Below are 19,744 nucleotides of genomic sequence, written 5' to 3'. Positions count from 1 at the left end.
TTCTCCCCTCCTTAATAAAACTCAATGACTTGCCAACCTATACTTCCATATGTGTCATTATAAGTGGCATAATTCCCACTTACCTTTAAAACGGTTGTAGTAAAACTAATTATAGTAGCACCATACAACGGCACGTCAGTAGCTGATGAGCCGTTCATCCCGTATCCAACAATATTATTATCCAATATAACCAAACACTTTGTAGGATCAACTGCAGAAAGGTTGATTGTTATAACCTTATCTGTGGTTCGTGGCGTTGCCGCCACTCCCCTCTGAATATTTTTTACAACTCCATTATTTAGTTTCCCAAAAATAGTTGTTCCGCTTATATCAGCCGCATTACCCAATCTATCAATAACACCCTGTATATTTGCCTCTGATAATACAGTGCTCAGCAAATTAGCAATATCTGTGTCGAGATATTTCGCCATGTACTCTATCATCTGCCAAAAGGTTTCGATATTCCTCTCAGTTGAAATCTCACCCTTATTACCTTGATTCTGCGTCATGGTAGTCATTAAATCATAGGCTTCATACAAATTTTGATACAGCACCACCAAGGCACCGTATTCATTGCTACTAGGGATGGAACCGTTTGAAATAAGGCTTTCTACCACATGAATTGTAAAAGGCAAACTCTGCAATATCTGCACGTTATTATAATATAGTACAATCTGCACCGTTAAGTCCTGGGCTACGGCCAAGGCTTGGTCTGTCAATTCAAACTGACAACGCCCATTTGTTGCCTCAGTGATTGTGCCATTGTTGTAAATTTCTTTCCCATCGGCTTTTTTCCCGTAAATACGTACCTCGTGTCCTGTTAGGTTAATGGGCAAACCGTTGTCCAATAAGGATACATCCAGAAAACGGCTATTACTGTCATTCTGCACCGCCGTAATGATGTCGTTATTCTTTGTCCGCACATCAACATAAATTTTGTTAAACACCTGTGCCATGTTACACCTCCTTTATAAAAATCGCCAATTAGGGACTATTTCCACTTTTTCCACCCTCCCCATCCAACGAATCGTATTCATTCCCACCTCAAACCGAGGAAAATCCATAGCGGCATACTTATTGTTTGCGTTGACTGCCCCCTTGTAAACCTCCATCCTTTCGCTGTCGATGGTGATTGATTTGTCAATGCTCAAAAGTACAAAACTCCTATCATTTATAGTTAGGGTAATGTTACCTGAGCCGTAAACGGTTATGGTAGGCTGTGCATAGACAGTCCCTTTGTTTTTGATGGAAGTAGGGGCGGTTAGGGTTAGGTCATCGGCGTGGGAACGGATTGCATTGACGGAATATTTGAAGGGGAACACCTGAAACTGCACCAAAAAGGAATTATAAAGATAAATCACATCGGAAATGGCTATTGCGTTGCTTATTCTTGCCCGATATAGCTTATCTGGTTCAGTGGAAAGAATCAAATCTCCGCTACCGTCCAGCCAAGTCACAATATCCCCCAGCTGTTCCGTTCCTCGTTTGCCACACTCCACAGAAAGGGTGTATCCCTCATAGCATCCCTCGTCAGTGGTCAGCACCCCGTTTCGCCCAGGGATGGTTACTTCATCCCCACGGCGTTTTGGCTTCACCATATCCGGCATAGCCGAAATGAGAATGCCATAATCTTTGCTGTTTTTTCCTTTAAAAATAAAATAAGCCTCCAGAATTATGCACCTCCCATGGCCGATACTTTTTGCCTGCGGTAAAATTCAGCCTCCTGCAGTAAGCCAGAAACAGAACCTTTCCCATCGTTTATCATCTTTTCAATTTTCAGAATAAAATCACCGCCGTTGTATACCGAGCTATTCCAAATGTTTGAAGTGTTTTTGTGCAAAACCCCTTGGGCAGCCCTATTCTGTGCTTGCCCCACATCAACCATCATTCGCTCGGCATACCGCTCCATCTCCATTGGGTCGTAGGCATCCTTCATACCCTTAACCACCCCTTGGGTAATTGGTGCTCCCACCTCTCTCGCCGCTCTTTTGGATGGACTGGCCGTTTCTGTGGCACGCTTTAATTCTGCAATGATTGCATCAGCAATACTTTTGGCAGTGACAACGGCATCACTTCTCCTGCTTTCCATGCCATTGATTACCCCATCCATGGCATCCACCCCTACTCCCTGGCAGATGGTGGGAATTTCCTCTAAGGCCTTTTCCATCTCTGAGGTAAATTCACTATCTAAGGTCGCCAATTCTTCCTGATAAAAACTTGAAGCAATCTCTTGAATTAGCTCTTGCTTTTCTTCCCAGGTTTCCGAATACTTTTTGAAAAATGTATCACTTTTGGCAAGTAACTCCTCACCAAAATCTGTGGCATCCTGCACATCCATTCCTAAAATTTCATCAAATAATCCCCCAGAAATCCCTTTTTCCCGAAGCTTTTCCAAAGTCTCAATATACTTTTCAAGCCCTTTGATTTGTTGATCCACTTTTTCAAGTTCAACCTGGCCATCCTCGTTTCTGGAAAACAACTCACCAAAGTCTGCCAGCTTTTTCTCCATACGTTCTTTTTCCTTTATAATGGCATCATACTGCTTTTGGGCCTGATCTGTAATATTCTCAATTCTTATTGCTACCAGTTGATATGCCTCATCAGTACCGTTTTTTAAGGCATCCTTATAAACCGCCATTAATTCCTTGGCTGCCTTACGATATTGGGGAGCGGCCTTTTTATTTGCAAGGGCAAAGGAATCCACACTAGCATCAACCTGCCACTCCATACTGGTAATTGCCGTCGTTGTTCCTTCCTCCATACCCTGCTTCATGTATTTCAGATAAAGGGAACCCAGTTCCCTATATGAACCAGCCCTTCCCTTTGCTTTCAAAAGGGACGCTTCAGAAAGGGAAACGATCGCCTTTTCCAGCTGGCTCATGGTTCGCTCTGCCTGCTGAAAGCTGTTATCTGCACCATTTTTTACCCCCTCCCCAAGCCTTAGTGCCTGGGTTGTAATCTTTTCCAATCCCTTGGCAACGGTTTCAGTAAATTGATAGAGGCTCCCCCCCGAGCCCAATATTCCCGAGGAAATGGCTTTTGCACTAAGCTCGGCCAAGTTTTTCATGTCGGCAATCCCTTTTTCGAAGCCACTTTCGTCAATCTTTGTTCCAAATGTTAAATATCCGTCGTAATTGTATGCCATTTTTTCTCCCCTTTCCATTTGAACCCTTATAATAGCCCTGTCAAATCCCCTCCAGACATAAGGGCTTGCTCAATGGCTGCAAGTTTTTCTTCCTCCCCTTTTCCCATGGGCAAACGGTAAATCTCTTTCATCCTGCGGTAAAATTCCTTTTGTTCCTTTCCCATGCTTTCAGAAATTTCCATAGCACGATAGCCCATAATTCTAGAAAACACCGTATCGTCCCGAAGCCCTTGAAACAATGCCCGAAATTTCCACCAATGCAGCTGCCAAACCTCCGTCAAATCCATATGATATTGCTCCAAAAACGCACTGTAAATATAGGGTGCATCCTGCTCAAAGGAATAAATTCGCTCTTGCTTTTTGGTGATGCCTCTTTTATTGAAACAAGATTTCTCATCCTCCCCCCCACGGTAAAACCATTGAATTGCCTCTAATGCCATTTTCCAATTTTGTGGAATCTCCACATAAAATAGACGCAAGGCAAGAAGGGGCTTTTCAGCCCCTTTCACGTCCTCATCCAGCATCAACAATTCATACAAAATCCCCACCCGAAAGTCCCACCGAATGGGATAGTCCCTATCCTCAATGGTTATTTTTTGGGGCAAATGGTCAATGAAAAGGTTCATAGCCCTTCAATCCTTTCTAAGTCGTAAGGCGAGTATCCTCGCATCACCTGGATATATTCCTCCACCAAGAAGGTGTACACATCTCTGTGCATAACGGCAGTATCATCTGTTTCAAAAATATGGCTAATATCTTGGCCATCACCCAATATCTCCCCAATAGCTTCTTTCAGCAATGCCTTTTCTTCCTCCATCATCTGTGTAAAAAGCTGTGCCTGCCCCAAAGATCCTCTTTCCTTTTTCTCAATTTCTTCCAGCTTCTCTTGCACTCTTCTTAAAGTAAGGGCGATGCTGTCTTTGCCAAAATCCACAGAATACCATTTTCCCAAAATCCTTAGCTCTCTCATGGTTTCCCTTTTTTGAAACGTGCTCATAAAAAAAATCCCCCTTTGTCCGAAGTTGCATTATGGGTTTATGATAAATGCCTTTGTTGTGGTGTTAAATGAACCATAAACAGGATCACCTACACCATGTAGCGTTCCCGTCACTTTTACACTTTCACCGCCCACCCCGGAAATCCCCGTTACTGCTACAGCAACTTTAAATTTTCTTGCCAAGAAGGTATTTTCCAGTGTTTCGTGGGGCTGAAACAATTCCACCCGCACATACTCCATTTCTGCCTCAGAGCCAGTTTTTTGGTTTCTGCCAATGTTGTATAGAGCCATCACGGCCTCCTGGGAAGCGATCAAGTCCGTATCAAACGGGAACTGTGCCTGATAGTTTTTAATCTGGCTTGTTTGTGCCTTTTGATGGATATAGGTTTTCCCATCGGTTTGTGCGTTTGGATTTTCATCTAATGTATTAAACCCCACCCCCATAAGAGCAAAGCTCGGGGTGCCATTGTGGCCTGTATTCAAATAGTCTGCAATTTGATGTCTCATCACTGTTTCATTCATCATATTCCTTCTTCCCCTTTCTCAAAATAAATCAATCGGCATTGTATCTGATACCTTGCCATGTTCTCCCTGGTGTCAATCACATAGCCCTCGCCCTCCGCCTCTATGGCCAGAGCTTGCCGCTTTGCTCCCAAGCAGGGAAGCTCCTTTTTTCTAGTTTTTTCACGAAGCCAAAGGGCAAAATTTTCATAAAACCCACTGTTGGCTAGATTGGTTTCCACATCAGAGCCATACTCCTCCACACTACCAAAGGTGAACACAAACTGGCATAAGGCACTGCCGTCAATGTATGCCTTCACCTCTTTCTTACCGGGAACACCGTCAATGCTGTATTCGCTAGGGCGAATGCCAAGGTAATCCACATGAATTACCCCATCCTTTAAAAATGGGCAAGAAAATAAATATTCTCGTATTTGCTGGGTCAAACTTTTATTTTCCATTGGATTTCCCTGCCCCTTTCAAAATTTTCTCTGCGCACTGGGCTTTCATCCGTAAAAACCAATATGCGCCACGCATGGGTGCCCCTTGAAATTGCAATGACCTCTTGGTTAAAACCTTTTCCTCTCCCCTTTTTGCCCAAGGTGAACCATTTTTGGGGCTAACCATTACTTTGCCGTAATATAAATACTTGGCATAAGGCACCCGATAAACCACCTCCCCCTGATAGGCGTAAACACTATTTGCCAGTGCCCCCGTATCCATGGGGGTAAAAGGAGCTAGGTGGCGTACAACCTCTTGGTCAATGTATCGCTGTATTCTGCCATCCATACCAAGTCCATGCTTTTTTTTCAGCTTATTCAAATCGTCAAATCCCACCGAAAAACTCACTTTGCCACCACCTCCCAGTGTTTTAAGCCTTTGCTGCCATAATCAAAAGTGCTAACAGATACAATGGTAAGGCTTATCCCCGAAGAAACCCCATTCATAATTTTATCCTCGGGTAGCAGGGTAAAGTGTGCCGTTGGATTCTCTCCAAATTTCTCCAATTTTGCAAAGCTGCGCTGAGCCTTCGCCATAAACGGAATAAAAATATGAACCTCATTGGCCTCATGAAGCCCCTCCTGGGTATTTCTTGCTTCCACTTTCTCCTGCCAAAAAACCCCCTCTACCACTGTAGGCTGAAAAATATATTTGCGGTAAATGGGGTCGTATATTTTGTTAAACACCGTGCACACGTCATTGCCTTTCATTCCTACACCCCCAAATACAAAAGTCCAGTGGCCAACAAATGGATGGAAACAGCTGTGCCAAGACGTTCCTCCTGCGTGGGCGTATTGGTCACACTGGCCGCATAGTTTCTGGTGATTTTTCCCACACTTTCTGCCACAATGCCACCACCCTCTTCGTTTATTTTGTAAGCTTCAGCCACAGCGCAACAAGCCCTTTTCAATGCGTCATTGTCATCGGGATACTGTACGGCCCGCCCAAAAGTCACCATATCGATATATTCGGAAGCCCTCCTAGCAAAACGAGAAAACTCAGCTAGGGAGATCGAATCTCCCCCATAGCTGTCCCTGTAAAATTCATAGGTTGCATAAGCCATTGCCTATACCCCCTTTCTTATTCAAGCGTATCCGCCTGTATCAAAGTTTCTTTCTGCTCTTCCTGGGGTTTTATCCACATCGCCAATTCTTTTTTCAGCTTTTTGTTTTCCTCAAGGATTTTTATCTTTTCTTTTCGCAGCTTATCGATCTCTGCCCTATCGTTTTTCTTTTCTTTCTCAAAAAGCGTAACTCCTTCCTCTTTTTCAGTCTTTGATCCCATGCCTACTATTTTTGCCATCATCATACACCCCCTTATGCCTTGTGAGACAAGTAAATTCCTGCCACTTTATTTTTATAAACATCAACAATGCCATACTTGCGGTATTTTACAATATAGCTGTCGGCGTCAGGGTTGCCTGCGGGGTCAATCACATTGCCCACAACGTGCTTATCAAACTTAATCACAGCACCTTTATGTACAATCATAAAGTTGATATCCTTGCCCTCGGCAGCTTTTTTGTAATGTCCCAATTCCTCGCCGTTTGTTTTGCCATCCAAAAGTTCAATGGCAGTATAAAAACGGCTTTGGGGCACTTTGCGAACCACCTCAAAGCTGGTTAAAACCTCCTTTGATTTTGTTGTATCTAAAGCCATAACACTGTTTAAAAGAGCGTGGGTTGCATACAAAAATCTGCCCTCCTCAGGTACTTCATCCTCATCCATTTTGCTTTTTGCCACCATCAGCGCCTCCAAAAAAGCCTCGGCGGTTCCATAAGTACCTGGCGTTGCTTTAGAAATACCTGTGGTTCCTGCTAAGGTTGCAAAGGTAAATGCATCGGCCTCTGGGGCAACCTTTTCCCTTTGTAATGTGGCCCCTGCCATATGAAAGGCAACCTGGAATGTTTCCTCATCGTCCATGGAATCAATGGAAAGCTTTGTGCCCCTGTCGTAGTTAAATACAGCCGTTTTCCAAACTACATCCACGGAGCCGTTGGTATAACCACTGTTTCTGTCGTAGTTGCCTAAGCCCGATACGTTGATTTGGGGGTACAAAATTTCATTTCCGTTGCCCCCAGCCTTCATCATGTTGCTATCGCTGATTAAATCTGCTGTAACCGAAGTTGTTTTGTAAACTTCGTCGATTAAGTTTGTATAGTTTTTTGCCAATGCAATGCTATTTGCCATAATGCCTCTCTCCTCTCAGTCCTTCAAAGACAATCCCATTAACCCTCTCATTTTGTTTTCTTCCATTTTTGTCATGCTCACATGTCCCATCCCCAGCATATCCACGGGTCTGTTTGGGTTCAAAAAGTAATTTTTGTCCTTGGTTAATTCCTCAAAAATCACCCCATCCTCTTTTCCCCTGTTTACCTCCAAGGAGATAGCCGTTTTAAACTGGTCAAAAACCCCTTTTTCTGTCAAAGCATCCCTCCACTGGTTCTCGCCAACCACCTCATCAAAACGCTTTTTTAGGTAGGCATCTTGTGCCGCCTCCCTTTCTTTTCTCATGGCATCCTCTTTTCCCAGCGCAATTTTTCTCTCCAGATCTTCCAACCTTTGTTTCAAATTCCCTTCTTTTGCACTTTCCTCTTGTAATTGCAAAACCTGGCCTTCAAGGCTCTTTTGGGTGCTGTTTAATGCGTTAAAATCTGACCTGGCAACAAAATTTTTGCCAATCCCCTCGGTAATTTTCTTTTCCAATTCCTGTGCATTTTGCAAACCTTTTAAAACTTCCTTCAACCACTCCATCTTCCTGTCTCCTTTCAAATTTGCTTTTGTTGTATTAGTGATGTAAGCTCTTTCCTTTTTTTCCGGCCAGTCCCGGTTGCAAGCCACCCATTTCATCCCTGGGTACGGGTAGTTTTGAATCAAAAAAAGGCCTGTTTTACGTCTATTGCCCAAAGACGAAGATATTCCTCCTCCAAAAGCCACCCCAAAAAGCCCCTTAAAAACCCATAGCCCCTGACTTTGTATCATGATGACTTCCCTTTGAAAGGGTTTACATTTTAATCTCCTCTAAAACCTTCTTTGCCTCATCCGCCGTTTCGTTTGGGTTAAGCCATTGTCTAAGCTCCACCTTGCTTTTAACGCCTAGCTCTAAGGCATCCTTCAGCTGCCCCCAGCTTTCACTGCTGCTTTCAATCATCTCATAAGACCAGTCAAAGCTAACACCATACGCTCCAAGGGGTGCCAATTCATAATAATTGGCAAGCACATTGCAAGCATAAAGGTAATCCCTCACCCCCTGCTCCACCCTAAGGCGAATGTCCCCAATCATAGCGTAGGTATCATAAAGTCCTGCCTTAATTTCTGTGGCCGTTGCCCCTCTTGTCTCTGGTGCAGTCAAAATCCCTTTGCTTGTCCCAATGCTTTTTTCCAAAAGCCCAAATAAATGTTGCAACCTCTCATAATAACTGCTGTGGCGAATTTCAGGGCTGAAAACTTCAATCATGTCCCCATTTTCTTTGCCATGGGCGGCGAAAAATACTTTGCTGGGCATACGATATTTCCCCGTTTTGCCATCCTTTTGAAACATCCTCTCGTCAGCAAAAATCTTTACCTCTTTTAGCCTATACTCATCTCGAATCTGTTCAAAGCAGTTAAAAATTTCTTCCATCAATCCATCACAGCCATACGTAATGGGCACACCATACTCATCACGAAACCTACGATTATCCACCGGCGACTGAAAATAGGAAAAAAGCACCCGATCCACCTGGCTAATGGCTTTATCTTCAATATCTGCCCACTGGTCTAAAAAGGCAAGGTTGCCCCACTGATCGGTGACCTTGTTTGTTATGTATAGGTTGCCCCCCACCACCTGATAATCCGTCCATCTGTAATACTGCCTTTGCCCATGCTTCACGCTATCCGCCAAAACCGTAGCTCTAGTAATGCAATTCCCCCGTTTTTCGTGAATAACCATACGCTCCTGAGATAGAATGTCAAATTGAATTCTGCCGTGGCGTACATATGGTACAATCAGACAGCCCCCTGTTCCCAGCATTCTAGAAATTACCCCCTTCATCCTGCCCCAAACATCCCCAAGGCATTCATCCAGAAAAACCACTCTGCAGTTATTTCCCACCACATCAGCAGTGCTTTGGCTAATGGCAAGGGTGGAAAGCTTATTGGCAAAAATGGCTGTAAAGTTGATTTCTGTATTTGCTTCATATTTCTGGGTAAAACCCATGTTTTCCTGTAGTTGTTCATCTGTGGTGTTGGTCTTTGTCACCCCAAAAATCTGTAAAATATATTCCCAAACCGTTCTAAGCATCATAATTCCCCACCAATCTGTAAATGTTATATTCAAAGCTATATTCATCGGCATCCAAAATGTCTATGTCACTGGTTCCGTTGTCCAATCGCTTGTCCACCAAAACCTGACTATCCCAAACCGCCGTCGCAAGACCCTTCACAAGGTCATCGCACTCCCCCCGCACAATGTGATATCTCTCCCCTCCCATTAGCAATAGCGTGCAACGGATCCTATCGTTTATAGGTCGCTTAATGCTGTTGTAAATGGGGTATGGGGTATGCTGGCGATAACTGTTGATCATGGTTTGCTCTGCACTGTCACAATACACGCCATTGGGGTATCCATAATCCCGGATAACGCCTTCCACAAAATCTGTAAACTCCCTCTCCAAAGCCAGAAACCCCATTCCTGTGGCAACAATGCTTTTTGCCCGAAGCTTGTACATATGATTGTCAAAGGAAATCCCCGTGGCCACAAAAGCGTGGTTCGACTTGTTTCCACCAAAGTCATGGCCAATGCCAATATAATCAAACCCCTTTGGCAAATCCTTTTTATCCACCATAAACTTTTCAGGATTATCAGCAAACTCCCTGTAAATAAGCCCTTCAGCCAAGGCCCACTTCCCTAAGATGTAACGATCATACAAAACCGTCCCCTTATATTCCTTTTTCAAGTTTTCCACAAAGGTCATACTCAAAAATGGGTTATCCTCTAAGGTGTAGTTTTGTAAGTAAATATCAGCATCACTTTGCAAAAATTTATAAAACCAATGGTTAGGACTCTCTGGGTTGCAAGTTCCATCAAAACAGCTATAAGCCTTGTCCAATCGACTTTTCAACATATGAAAAACCCCCTCGTGCCACGTCACCACCTCATCCCCATAGCAATATTTGATGCTAGCCCCACGAATTCTGTCCACCTGATTTTCCTTGTCCGCTCCCAAGCAGTAACACTTCTCGCCAAAAAGCATAGCCGTATTATCCGTCCGTATATCCGAAACAAGGGCAGGTGTGAAAATTTTTTGTAATGGCTCAATGATGTTTCGCTGCAAGGTTCCTTTTGTGTTCCCCAAGATCACCACAAGGCCATCCTTGCCCCTTGCCGCCCGAATTCTTCTGGGTATCATGTAATAATCCAAAAAAGTTTTGCCCGAACGTGTTGCCCCCGACTTAATGTTCCAGCGGCAGTTGGCATTATTCCAGTACTCCTTTTGCTTACTGCTTAGCTGCATTGTTTATCCCCTCCAAAATTCCATCCAACTTCTCATAAATCTGTGAATCAAAATCCTCCTTTGTTTTGTCTGCCCATCCCTGAAAATTGTTAATCAGTGTGAATTTTGCCCCTTGTAATCCATCTTTGTCATATAAGCGTTGCTCCACATATCCTTCCAACAACAACCTGGCTTTTGCAATGGGCTCTACATACTTCCCGTTATAGTTTAAAAAGTCTTGCCGAGATAAAAATCCAAGGGCTGCAGCAAGGTTGGCAACAGTGGGCGGCCGCACTCCAATCCAAGTTGGCTCACCACTTTTTTGATAAACCACGCTGCCGTATTCATCCCTAAGGATTTCGCCCTTGCACCCCTCAAAATAACAATGCACTAGCTTTTCCACTTGCTCTTTGCTTTCAAAGTGGGGCAAACCCGTTCTGCTGCTTTTAGACATCAAAACCACCACCTTTCCTTTGCAATTTATTCCTCCTTGTATCTTTTCATCCCATGTCTAAAAACTGGTATGAATTCAAAATTTCAAATCACAAGGTCGAAAGTTCAACCCTCTGCCCATTCCATAAAAAAAGACACCCACTCTGTGGATGCCTTTTTCTTTATCTTTTGGTGTTTGGCCCCATACCTTCCTTGATGGAATTATGGGTTTCGTTTTGATTTTGTACTTTTTGAGAGTTTGTCTCATTGTTAAACTTGTTTTTACTTCTCTGTTCTTGTTGTCTTTTTCGGGTTTTGTCCACAAGAATCACCTCAGAACTTTTTTGTCTTATTTCCTACGCCAATGAAAAATTCGTTGAGAATGTTAATTGATTCTTCCCGCTTTTTCGTGTCCGTGCTTTGCCTTTCCCTGAATCTCAGGAACAGGGGGCGCATCGTTCTTTTTGAACTTAGCTTTGTGGTTGCTTTCTGTTCCATGAGGTTCTTCAGGGTTTGGCCGTCTCATACCAGCTTTAGCCATTTTTTTCACCTCAAAAATAGTTTTCCGTAAATCCCCCTGGCTATACGAGAAAAATTTTTCCAAAGCCTTTCCATTACCAACAGTTTCCACTCCATCACTGTATCACACTTCTTGGTCCCCTTTGTCCAAACCTTGTTTTTTTGTTTTCAAAATTTCATTTCCCCGTTTCCACTCCTCCACTCCATCACTGTATCACACCTCTTGGTCCCCTTTGTCCAAACCCTGTGTTTTTTGATTTCAAAATTTCATTTCCCCGTTTCCACTCCTCCACCCTTTCACTCCATCACTGTATCACACTTCTTGGTCCCTTTGGTCCAAATCTTCCCTATTCCTCCCAAAACGCTCAGGGGAATGTGTGGGGGGGTTCTTTTTCTTTTTTTCTTTTTCTCTCCCCCTTTACATTCCCATTAGCATTTATATTTTCATTTACATTATCATTTTCATTTACATTATCATTTACATTTACATTAGGTTTTTTCTCTCTCTGCTTTTCTAGAACCATAGGTTTTTCCTTTTTGTTTTTTCAAAAACCATTGGTTTCTGTTCTCTCGCTTTTTCAAAAACCATTGGTTTCTGTTATTCCGCTTTTCCAAAAACCATTGGTTTCTGATTTATGTCTTTTCTCAAAACCAAAGGTGTTTCATTTTTCTTTTTTCCAAAACAATTGGTTTCCCCGCCCTTCTGCTGTATCCTTTTATCCCCATTCCTAGGAATCATAGACCGTGGTTTTTATTATTTTTAACTTAACCATAATTTTTATATACCCATTATTTTGTCCAAAAATCAAACAATGGTAAAAAAGAAATAATCACGCACAATCATCATTTTTTACGTCTTATCAACCACTTTTTCTCAATAAAAATGTCTTTTAATACCTTTTACTGTACTTTTCTCTTTGTATCTCATTGCTACTTCTAATGAAAATTTTAAACACAGATTTACATAATTTATAATCTAATATTTCAAACGCCTCAATCTTTTCCAAACAAAAAAGGCAATAACCCGTTCAAGGTTATCGCCTTCTTTGTTTTAATTTATCATTTCTTCATCTGTGTCAAACGTTCTTCCACCTGATCCAAAATTGCTTTGTATTTTTCTCCCTTTGCCTTTTCTTCATCAATCAAAGATTGAGGTGCTTTGGCAACGAAGCCTTGATTTGCAAGTTTCTTTTCAACTCTCTGAATTTCACTCACCATTTTTTCACGTTCTTTTTCCAAACGCTCAATTTCCTTGGAAATATCCACCAGCTCAGCCAAAGGCATATAGATGGTTGCATTCGTAATAACAACGGAAACCGCATCCTCACCAATGCCATCACAATCACTCTGAACCATTACTTCGCTGGCATAAGCCAATGTTCTAAAGAATACCTTGGCGTGTTCAAAAATATGACGAACCTCCTCGTTTTCAGAAACAACGAAAACCTGAACCTTCTTGGAAGGTGCAACATTCATCTCTGCACGGATATTCCGGATATTGCGTACCGCCTCTTTGATTGCGTCAATTTCCATTTCATTCTCTTTGTAGTTCCATTCTTCTTTATACACAGGCCATTCGGAAATCATAATGCTTTCTTCCGCATCCTGAATATGCATAAATAATTCCTCTGTGATATAAGGCATGAATGGATGCAACATCTTCAATGCATGAATCAAAACTGTTTTTAATGTCCAAAGAGCAGCCTCTCTTGTTTGGTCTTCCTTGTTGTATAAACGAGGTTTTACCATTTCAATATACCAGTCGCAGAATTCATCCCAAAGGAAGTCATAAACCTTCTGTGCTGCCAAGCCCAAGTCGTAGTGTTCCATGTTTTCGGTAACATCTTTGGCCAGTGTGTTAACCTTAGAAAGGATCCACTTGTCTGCGGAAGTCAGCATTAACAGCTTTGTCTCTTCTTTCTCATCCAAGTTCATCATTACGAAGCGGGTAGCATTCCAAATTTTATTGCTAAAGTTTCTGCAATTGTCCAATCTTTCCCAATAGAAACGCATGTCATTACCAGGTGCATTCCCTGTAATCAACATCAAACGTAAGGGGTCAGCACCGTAGTTTGCAATAACTTCCAATGGATCAATGCCGTTGCCCAATGATTTGGAGAACTTACGACCCTGGTCATCACGAATCAAACCGTGGATCAAAACGTCATGGAAAGGAATTTCGCCAATCTGCTCCAAACCGCTAAATACCATTCTGATAACCCAGAAGAAAATAATGTCATACCCTGTTACCAATGTGCTTGTAGGGTAGAAATGCTGCATTTCTTCCGTATTTTCAGGCCAGCCCAATGTGGAGAAAGGCCACAATGCAGAGCTGAACCATGTATCCAATGTATCCTCATCCTGCTTGATGTTTTCAGAACCACACTTTTCGCACTTATGAGGCGTGTTTTTGTCTACGGTAATATGGCCGCAATCTGCGCAATAGTAGGCAGGAATGCGGTGACCCCACCAAAGCTGACGGGAAATACACCAGTCACGGATATTTTCCAACCAGTGCATATAAACTTTACCAAAACGATCAGGAACAAATCGAACCTTATGATTTTCATACACTTGCATAGCAGGCTTTGCCATTTCTTCCATCTTCACAAACCACTGCAATTTAATCATAGGTTCGATGGCAACATTGCAGCGCTCGTGGCAGCCAACGGCATGGGTAATGTCCTCAATCCGCACCAAATAGCCTTCTTCTTTCAGCTTGGCAACAATTGCTTTTCTGCACTCGTAACGATCCATTCCTGCGTATTCCCCAGCCAATTCATTCATTGTACCATCGTCATTCATAACGCAAATGCGGGGCAAATCATGACGTAAACCAACTTCAAAGTCGTTGGGATCATGAGCTGGTGTAATTTTAACAACACCTGTACCAAACTCACGGTCAACATATTCATCTGCAATAATGGGGATTTCTTTGTTGATCAAAGGCAATATACACATCTTGCCGATTAAATGCTGATATCTTTCATCTTCAGGGTGAACGGCAACAGCGGTATCACCAATCATTGTTTCAGGTCTAGTGGTTGCCAAACGCAGTTTTTCGTCTGAACCAACAACAGGGTAATCTATATGATAGAAGTGGCCTGCTGTGTCCACATGGTTTACTTCTGCATCAGAAATTGTAGTTTGACACTGGGGGCACCAGTTGATGATCTTTTCGCCGCGGTAGATGTAGCCTTTTTCATACAAACGGCAAAACACTTCCAATACAGCGTCAGAACAACCCTCATCCATGGTAAAACGGACTCTGTCCCAGTCGCAGGAACAGCCTAATTTGCGTAGCTGGTTCAAAATAATACCGCCGTATTCTTCTTTCCAAGCCCAAGCACGATCTAAGAAGCCCTCACGACCAACATCTTCCTTTGTCAGGCCTTCAGAAGCCATTTTCTGAACTACTTTTAATTCAGTGGAAATACTTGCATGGTCAATACCTGGAACCCATAATGCGTTAAAGCCCGCCATTCTTTTCCAACGGATCAAAATATCCTGCATGGTGTTATCCAGAGCATGCCCCATATGCAACTGTCCTGTAATGTTGGGGGGTGGCATAACAATACAGAAAGGCTTTTTGCTCTTGTCTACCTCTGTGTGAAAATATTTTTTCTCCATCCATCTTTCGTAAAGCTTTTCTTCTACGATAGCCGGATCAAAATTCTTAGCCAATTCTTTCATAAGCTTTCTCCTCCTAAATTTTTATCTGGTTTTCCTTGGTTCAAACCTTCCTAATTTTGTGACGCAACCTAAACTTTCGTTTTATTTTGAAACCACAGCCCATATGACTTTATGCCTTTTTCTAGGCTTACAGCGGCGTTTTCACCAATGGTCATTTTTTTTCATAGGGTGTATACTTCCTACCCAATACCCTCCGCCAAGCACCAAGGCATTGGGTAAGAAATACCCCTTATAAACCTGCCGTTTATCTTTTCATCCCACGGGATTTATCTCCACAATGTGTGTTTTTAATCCCCCCGAAATGAAAATCAAATCAAAAACAAAAAAAAAGCTTCCATCCAAAAAAGGACGAAAGCTCGCGGTACCACCTTTATTTCTGCTTAAAATCTGCAGACACTCAATAACCGATAACGGGGTTAACCGTTTTTGCCTACCCAGAAAAATCCCTTCGGCAAAACAACTCAAAAGCTACCTTCTGCATCTTATTTTGAAAAGGGCTTTCAGCCGATGACCCTTTCTCTCTGTCAATGATGTGATGCATACTCCTCTTTTTCACTGTCTTTCGCAGTCTCTATATCACAAGATTTTAGTCAATTCTACTAATTTTGTCAAGTGTATTTTTTTCAAAACCTCCAAAAAAAAGCTATCTTTTGTCCAATTTGAAATATTTTCACGTTTTCATCCCATTTTTCAAAAACAGTATACATAAAATCTGCTGATTCCGCTTCAAATAATCATTTCAGTTGAATATTTTGGAAATTTGGTGTAGTATTAAATTAATATAATGACCTGTGTATGTATCAGAAAGGAATTAAGCATATGATGAATCAATTAGATGCTTTGAAGGACAACAACAATTTATGGCTCACAATGAAACTGGGATCACAACTCTATGCTATGGAAAGCACCTTCGTTGAATCTATTTCTGTTTTAGAAGAAAAAATCAGCGTGTTACCTGAAAGCAATGAGGTAAAGCCTGGCATCATTCATTCTAGAGGCAGAGTTATCCCACTCATAAACCTTCGGGCAGCTTTGGGGTTAAAAACCCTAGAAGCAGAACAAATGGCCTTTGATGAGATGTTAGAGCAAAGGAAGAATGATCATATCCATTGGGTACATGAAATGGAGCGGTGCCTTGAAAACGAAGAACCCTTTCATCTTGCAACAGATCCCCATAAATGTGCCTTTGGCAAATGGTACGATACCTACGAAACAGACAATCAAACCATTGCTTTTCACCTAAGAAAAATTGATGAACCCCACAAAAAATTGCATCATACCGCTCATTTGGCATTTGAATGCCCACGGGAATGTGATGACTGTGAGAGAGAAAAATGTCTGCGTGAGGAACTAAAGGAAGACGCCCATACATATATGAAAATCGTCGTTGGCCTTTTGGATCAAGCCAAAATGGTTTTCCGAGATAACACCAGAACCATGTGTGTCATTGTGCAGGATAAGCAAAATGTCCTTTTGGGCTTGCTTGTGGATGAAGTTCTGTCAGTAGAGCCCCTTTCCCTAAAAGAGTTGCCTGCAAGCTGTATGAATACTAGTGGGCCTCAGGTTCTTTCCCATATCGGGGAGAAACAAGGCTCCGATGCCACCCTCCTTGTGTTGGATATGGACGGTATTTTTAGCCTGTAAACCATAAAAGGAAAAGCGATCTAACAGTAAAAGTCCCTGTCATAAAAGGGACTTTTTTTGATGCAAAAAAAACAGCACAAGCCCTAATTTTAGAATGCTCTGTGCCGTTCAGTTTTCTATTCTTTTTGATACCTGGATATATTTAAAAGCAACCCAATCAAAATTGTCAAAAACAGCAGTGACGTACCACCATAGCTAATAAAGGGCAGCGGTTGACCCGTATTGGGTATGGTGTTGGTAACAACGCCGATATTAATAATAGCTTGAAAGGCAATTACCGAAACAATTCCCGTAGCCATGAGCGTTCCATATGTATCTTTGGCATTCATAGCCACCTTTACCCCCCGCCAAATCAAAACTGCAAAAAGGATAATCACCAGTGCCGCACCAATGAGCCCAAGCTCCTCACAAATTATAGCAAAAATAATATCATTGTGAGATTCAGGCACGAAAGTTTTCTGACGGCTTTGCCCCAGCCCTAAGCCAAAAATGCCACCTGAGGCCACCGCATAAAGACCCTGTATGGTTTGGAACCCTTTATTTGTTGGGTCAGACCAAGGGTCAAGCCAAACCTTAATACGACTAAGTCGATAGGGAAAAACAACAATGGCCAGAATCGCCGCTGGTATCATGCCCGCAGCAGCAACAACGAAATACCAAATTTTCGGGCTACCGATAAAAAGCATGGTAAGCCCCATCAGCAAAATCAATAATGCCGATGAGAAGTTGGAAATTGCAATGAGTCCTACGGGCAGTGCTAAAACCATTAATGCCTTTAAAAACCCTTTTAAGTTGGCCAGCTCCTGCCGATTGTTAATAATGTAGTGAGATAAATAAAGTACCAGTGCCAGCTTGGTAAACTCAGATGGCTGAAACTGGAGCATACCAATACCCAGCCAGCGTTTCTGTCCACCGGCCTCAATCCCAATAAAGGGCAACAGAATCAAGAAAAAGTTTGAGAGCCAATATGCCAATGAAGCAAATCGTCTCCAAAAGTTGTAGGGAATATTCATGCAAAACACCATCGCCACCGTACCTAAAACCACCCAAATGCTCTGGCGCTTTAAAAAATAGAACATATCGTAGTTATATTTTGCACTAGTCATTGTTGTATAATAACTGGCACTAAAAATCATTACCACACCAAACAACATTAGGGTCAATACCACAAACAGAATGGTAAAGTCGAAGGAATCGGGCTTGATTCGTTTTCTTTTTGCAGTTGTCGCCTTTCTTTGGCTATTACCTCTTCCCATTTCCTCACTCCGTTCATTTAATTTCAATCTAAAAGCCCTGAGGCTGTGTTCTTGAAAGACCTTGAGGCTCTGCCTCAAACACCGAAAGGAATTTCATCCTTGAACCCTTTTTATCCTGTAATCTTTTTATCCCCTAATCTCTTTTTCCCTTTGGCAATAGCAACAAACCTCAAAACTTTGGCTATTTATTGGCCAGAAAGTGGGCAATCACTTTTGCTTTTCAAAGCTTCTTACCTGCTCTTTAAACATATCTCCTCGCTGCTCATAATTATCAAACATCCCCCAGCTTGCACAAGCAGGCGAAAGCAAAACACAATCTCCTTCATCAGCCTTTTCTTTGCAAAGGTTTACCGCTTCTTCAAAAGTCTGGCAAATCGATATGTCCCAAAAGCCAAATTTCTCTGCCGACTCCTTAATTTGTTGGGCTGTTACACCAATCAACACAAGGTGCTTTACCCTGCCGCAAAAAAGCTTCGTCCAATCATCAAAAGATACCCCTTTGTCGTAACCCCCGCCAATTAAAACAATGGGCTTTCTCATTGCTAGAACAGCACGAATAGACGCATCAGTGTTGGTACCTTTAGAGTCATTATAATAATCTACGCCGTCAACGGTAGTAACATACTCAATTCTGTGTTCCACACCATTAAATTTTTTTAAAACATCTCGAATCACTTCCGTGGGCACCTTGGCTGCAATGGCCATAGCCGCCGCTGCCATCACGTTTTCGTAATTATGAACCCCTAAAACTTGTAACCCATGAATAGAAACCAAGTCCTCATTAATGCCATTCCAACGAACTCGGATCATATCCCCATCCAAAAAAATCCCCTCTGCTAAAGGTTCCTTACTGCTAAAGAAAAATATTTTGGCCTTTGTTTTATTCGCCATTTTTCGGCATACCTGGTCGCTATAATTTAGGATGCAAAAATCCCCTTCAACCTGCTTTTCAAATATGCGCTCTTTCATGGCAATATAGTTTTCCATGGTTTTATGTCGGTTCAAATGGTCAGGGGAGATATTCAAAACTGCGCTGATATATGGGCTGAAACTCTTTGCCTTTTCCATCTGGAAACTGCTAATTTCCGCCACCACCCAGTCATCTTTTGTCAATCGCTCCACTTCACCGCTATAAGAAACCCCAATGTTGCCCACCACAGCTGTGTTTGGCTTCACTGCATGCATGATCTGACCAACAAGGGTTGTTGTGGTGGTTTTCCCATTGGTTCCTGTGATTGCTGTTACAGGGCAAGGGGTTAAGCTATAGGCCAACTCCACCTCACTGATAACAGGCACCCCTTGGGCCTCGGCCTTTAAAATAAAAGGAAGGTCACAAGGAATCCCAGGACTTAACACAATCAAATCCTGATCTAAAATAATTTCATCGGGGTTTGCCCCTAAAAACAAGGATATCCCTTCTTTTTCCAATAGCTGAGGCTCTTGGATTTCCTCCCGCTTTTTCATATCCTGCAATGTAACCTTTGCTCCAATTCTATTTAAAAGCTTGGCAGCGGAAATGCCACTTTTGGCCATACCGCAAACCAAAACCCTTTTGTCCCTGTATTTCAACTTAGATTCCCTCT

Annotated in this window: 22 protein-coding genes and 1 other annotated feature; of the genes, 1 reads left to right on the top strand and 21 read right to left on the bottom strand. The window is 42.4% G+C overall.

Annotation, left to right across the window (positions count from 1 at the left end):
• Positions 1 to 11: 11 nt before the first annotated feature.
• From ABVZ64_RS10355 to ABVZ64_RS10265, 19 genes are all read right to left on the bottom strand, one after another.
• A complete protein-coding gene (locus ABVZ64_RS10355; RefSeq protein WP_352400935.1) occupies positions 12 to 956 on the bottom strand; it encodes a BppU family phage baseplate upper protein in 945 nt (314 codons plus the stop codon).
• A 12-nt stretch (positions 957 to 968) separates the two neighbouring features.
• Positions 969 to 1,655 (bottom strand): distal tail protein Dit, encoded by a 687-nt coding sequence (locus ABVZ64_RS10350; protein WP_352401233.1) that lies wholly within the window; start codon positions 1,653 to 1,655, stop codon positions 969 to 971.
• Between the two features lie 17 nt (positions 1,656 to 1,672).
• On the bottom strand, positions 1,673 to 3,145 hold the full coding sequence (locus ABVZ64_RS10345; protein WP_352400934.1) for a hypothetical protein: 1,473 nt from the start codon (positions 3,143 to 3,145) through the stop codon (positions 1,673 to 1,675).
• A gap of 26 nt (positions 3,146 to 3,171) precedes the next feature.
• Positions 3,172 to 3,771 carry a bacteriophage Gp15 family protein gene (locus ABVZ64_RS10340; protein WP_352400933.1) on the bottom strand — a complete coding sequence of 200 codons (600 nt, stop codon included), beginning with the start codon at positions 3,769 to 3,771 and terminating at the stop codon, positions 3,172 to 3,174.
• Positions 3,768 to 4,142, bottom strand: coding sequence for a hypothetical protein (locus ABVZ64_RS10335; protein WP_352400932.1), 375 nt, complete (start codon positions 4,140 to 4,142; stop codon positions 3,768 to 3,770). Before ABVZ64_RS10335 ends, ABVZ64_RS10340 begins: the two co-directional genes overlap by 4 nt.
• A gap of 30 nt (positions 4,143 to 4,172) precedes the next feature.
• The gene (locus ABVZ64_RS10330) at positions 4,173 to 4,667 is read right to left on the bottom strand and encodes a hypothetical protein (RefSeq protein ID WP_352400931.1); all 495 of its coding nucleotides are present in this window, start codon (positions 4,665 to 4,667) and stop codon (positions 4,173 to 4,175) included.
• Positions 4,664 to 5,104 (bottom strand): hypothetical protein, encoded by a 441-nt coding sequence (locus ABVZ64_RS10325; protein ID WP_352400930.1) that lies wholly within the window; start codon positions 5,102 to 5,104, stop codon positions 4,664 to 4,666. Before ABVZ64_RS10325 ends, ABVZ64_RS10330 begins: the two co-directional genes overlap by 4 nt.
• Positions 5,094 to 5,492: a minor capsid protein gene (locus ABVZ64_RS10320; RefSeq protein WP_352400929.1), complete on the bottom strand. Its 399-nt coding sequence runs from the start codon at positions 5,490 to 5,492 to the stop codon at positions 5,094 to 5,096. The genes ABVZ64_RS10325 and ABVZ64_RS10320 overlap by 11 nt, the downstream gene beginning before the upstream one ends.
• The gene (locus tag ABVZ64_RS10315; protein WP_352400928.1) at positions 5,489 to 5,854 is read right to left on the bottom strand and encodes a DUF6751 family protein; all 366 of its coding nucleotides are present in this window, start codon (positions 5,852 to 5,854) and stop codon (positions 5,489 to 5,491) included. Before ABVZ64_RS10315 ends, ABVZ64_RS10320 begins: the two co-directional genes overlap by 4 nt.
• 2 nt (positions 5,855 to 5,856) lie before the next feature.
• A complete protein-coding gene (locus ABVZ64_RS10310; RefSeq protein ID WP_352400927.1) occupies positions 5,857 to 6,207 on the bottom strand; it encodes a head-tail connector protein in 351 nt (116 codons plus the stop codon).
• 17 nt (positions 6,208 to 6,224) lie between these two features.
• Positions 6,225 to 6,452 carry a hypothetical protein gene (locus ABVZ64_RS10305; RefSeq protein ID WP_352400926.1) on the bottom strand — a complete coding sequence of 76 codons (228 nt, stop codon included), beginning with the start codon at positions 6,450 to 6,452 and terminating at the stop codon, positions 6,225 to 6,227.
• Between the two features lie 8 nt (positions 6,453 to 6,460).
• On the bottom strand, positions 6,461 to 7,333 hold the full coding sequence (locus ABVZ64_RS10300; protein WP_352400925.1) for a hypothetical protein: 873 nt from the start codon (positions 7,331 to 7,333) through the stop codon (positions 6,461 to 6,463).
• Between the two features lie 15 nt (positions 7,334 to 7,348).
• Positions 7,349 to 7,897, bottom strand: a complete 549-nt coding sequence (locus ABVZ64_RS10295; RefSeq protein ID WP_352400924.1) for a hypothetical protein — start codon at positions 7,895 to 7,897, stop codon at positions 7,349 to 7,351.
• Positions 7,898 to 8,147: 250 nt separating this feature from the next.
• A complete protein-coding gene (locus tag ABVZ64_RS10290) occupies positions 8,148 to 9,428 on the bottom strand; it encodes a phage portal protein (protein ID WP_352400923.1) in 1,281 nt (426 codons plus the stop codon).
• A complete protein-coding gene (locus ABVZ64_RS10285) occupies positions 9,418 to 10,638 on the bottom strand; it encodes a terminase large subunit domain-containing protein (protein ID WP_352400922.1) in 1,221 nt (406 codons plus the stop codon). Before ABVZ64_RS10285 ends, ABVZ64_RS10290 begins: the two co-directional genes overlap by 11 nt.
• Entirely contained in the window at positions 10,622 to 11,071 is a 450-nt protein-coding gene (locus tag ABVZ64_RS10280) for a terminase small subunit (protein ID WP_352400921.1), read from the bottom strand. Before ABVZ64_RS10280 ends, ABVZ64_RS10285 begins: the two co-directional genes overlap by 17 nt.
• 363 nt (positions 11,072 to 11,434) lie before the next feature.
• Positions 11,435 to 11,590: a hypothetical protein gene (locus tag ABVZ64_RS10275; RefSeq protein WP_313525221.1), complete on the bottom strand. Its 156-nt coding sequence runs from the start codon at positions 11,588 to 11,590 to the stop codon at positions 11,435 to 11,437.
• Between the two features lie 343 nt (positions 11,591 to 11,933).
• On the bottom strand, positions 11,934 to 12,092 hold the full coding sequence (locus tag ABVZ64_RS10270) for a hypothetical protein (RefSeq protein WP_352400920.1): 159 nt from the start codon (positions 12,090 to 12,092) through the stop codon (positions 11,934 to 11,936).
• A 535-nt stretch (positions 12,093 to 12,627) separates the two neighbouring features.
• Entirely contained in the window at positions 12,628 to 15,261 is a 2,634-nt protein-coding gene (locus ABVZ64_RS10265; RefSeq protein ID WP_352400919.1) for a valine--tRNA ligase, read from the bottom strand.
• Positions 15,262 to 15,602: 341 nt separating this feature from the next.
• Positions 15,603 to 15,826 (bottom strand) — a binding site (T-box leader).
• A 254-nt stretch (positions 15,827 to 16,080) separates the two neighbouring features.
• Here ABVZ64_RS10265 and ABVZ64_RS10260 point away from each other — a divergent pair.
• Positions 16,081 to 16,905, top strand: a complete 825-nt coding sequence (locus tag ABVZ64_RS10260) for a chemotaxis protein CheW (RefSeq protein WP_352400918.1) — start codon at positions 16,081 to 16,083, stop codon at positions 16,903 to 16,905.
• A 116-nt stretch (positions 16,906 to 17,021) separates the two neighbouring features.
• On the opposite strand, the gene ftsW is transcribed toward ABVZ64_RS10260, so the two are convergent.
• Positions 17,022 to 18,161 carry a putative lipid II flippase FtsW gene (gene ftsW / locus ABVZ64_RS10255; RefSeq protein WP_352400917.1) on the bottom strand — a complete coding sequence of 380 codons (1,140 nt, stop codon included), beginning with the start codon at positions 18,159 to 18,161 and terminating at the stop codon, positions 17,022 to 17,024.
• Positions 18,162 to 18,368: 207 nt separating this feature from the next.
• A complete protein-coding gene (gene murD, locus ABVZ64_RS10250) occupies positions 18,369 to 19,730 on the bottom strand; it encodes a UDP-N-acetylmuramoyl-L-alanine--D-glutamate ligase (RefSeq protein WP_352400916.1) in 1,362 nt (453 codons plus the stop codon).
• Positions 19,731 to 19,744 lie beyond the last annotated feature (14 nt).

It is taken from the genome of Anaerotignum sp. (assembly GCF_040307045.1).
GTDB lineage: Bacteria > Bacillota > Clostridia > Lachnospirales > Anaerotignaceae > Chakrabartyella.
This window is presented reverse-complemented; position numbering and strand designations above follow the sequence as displayed.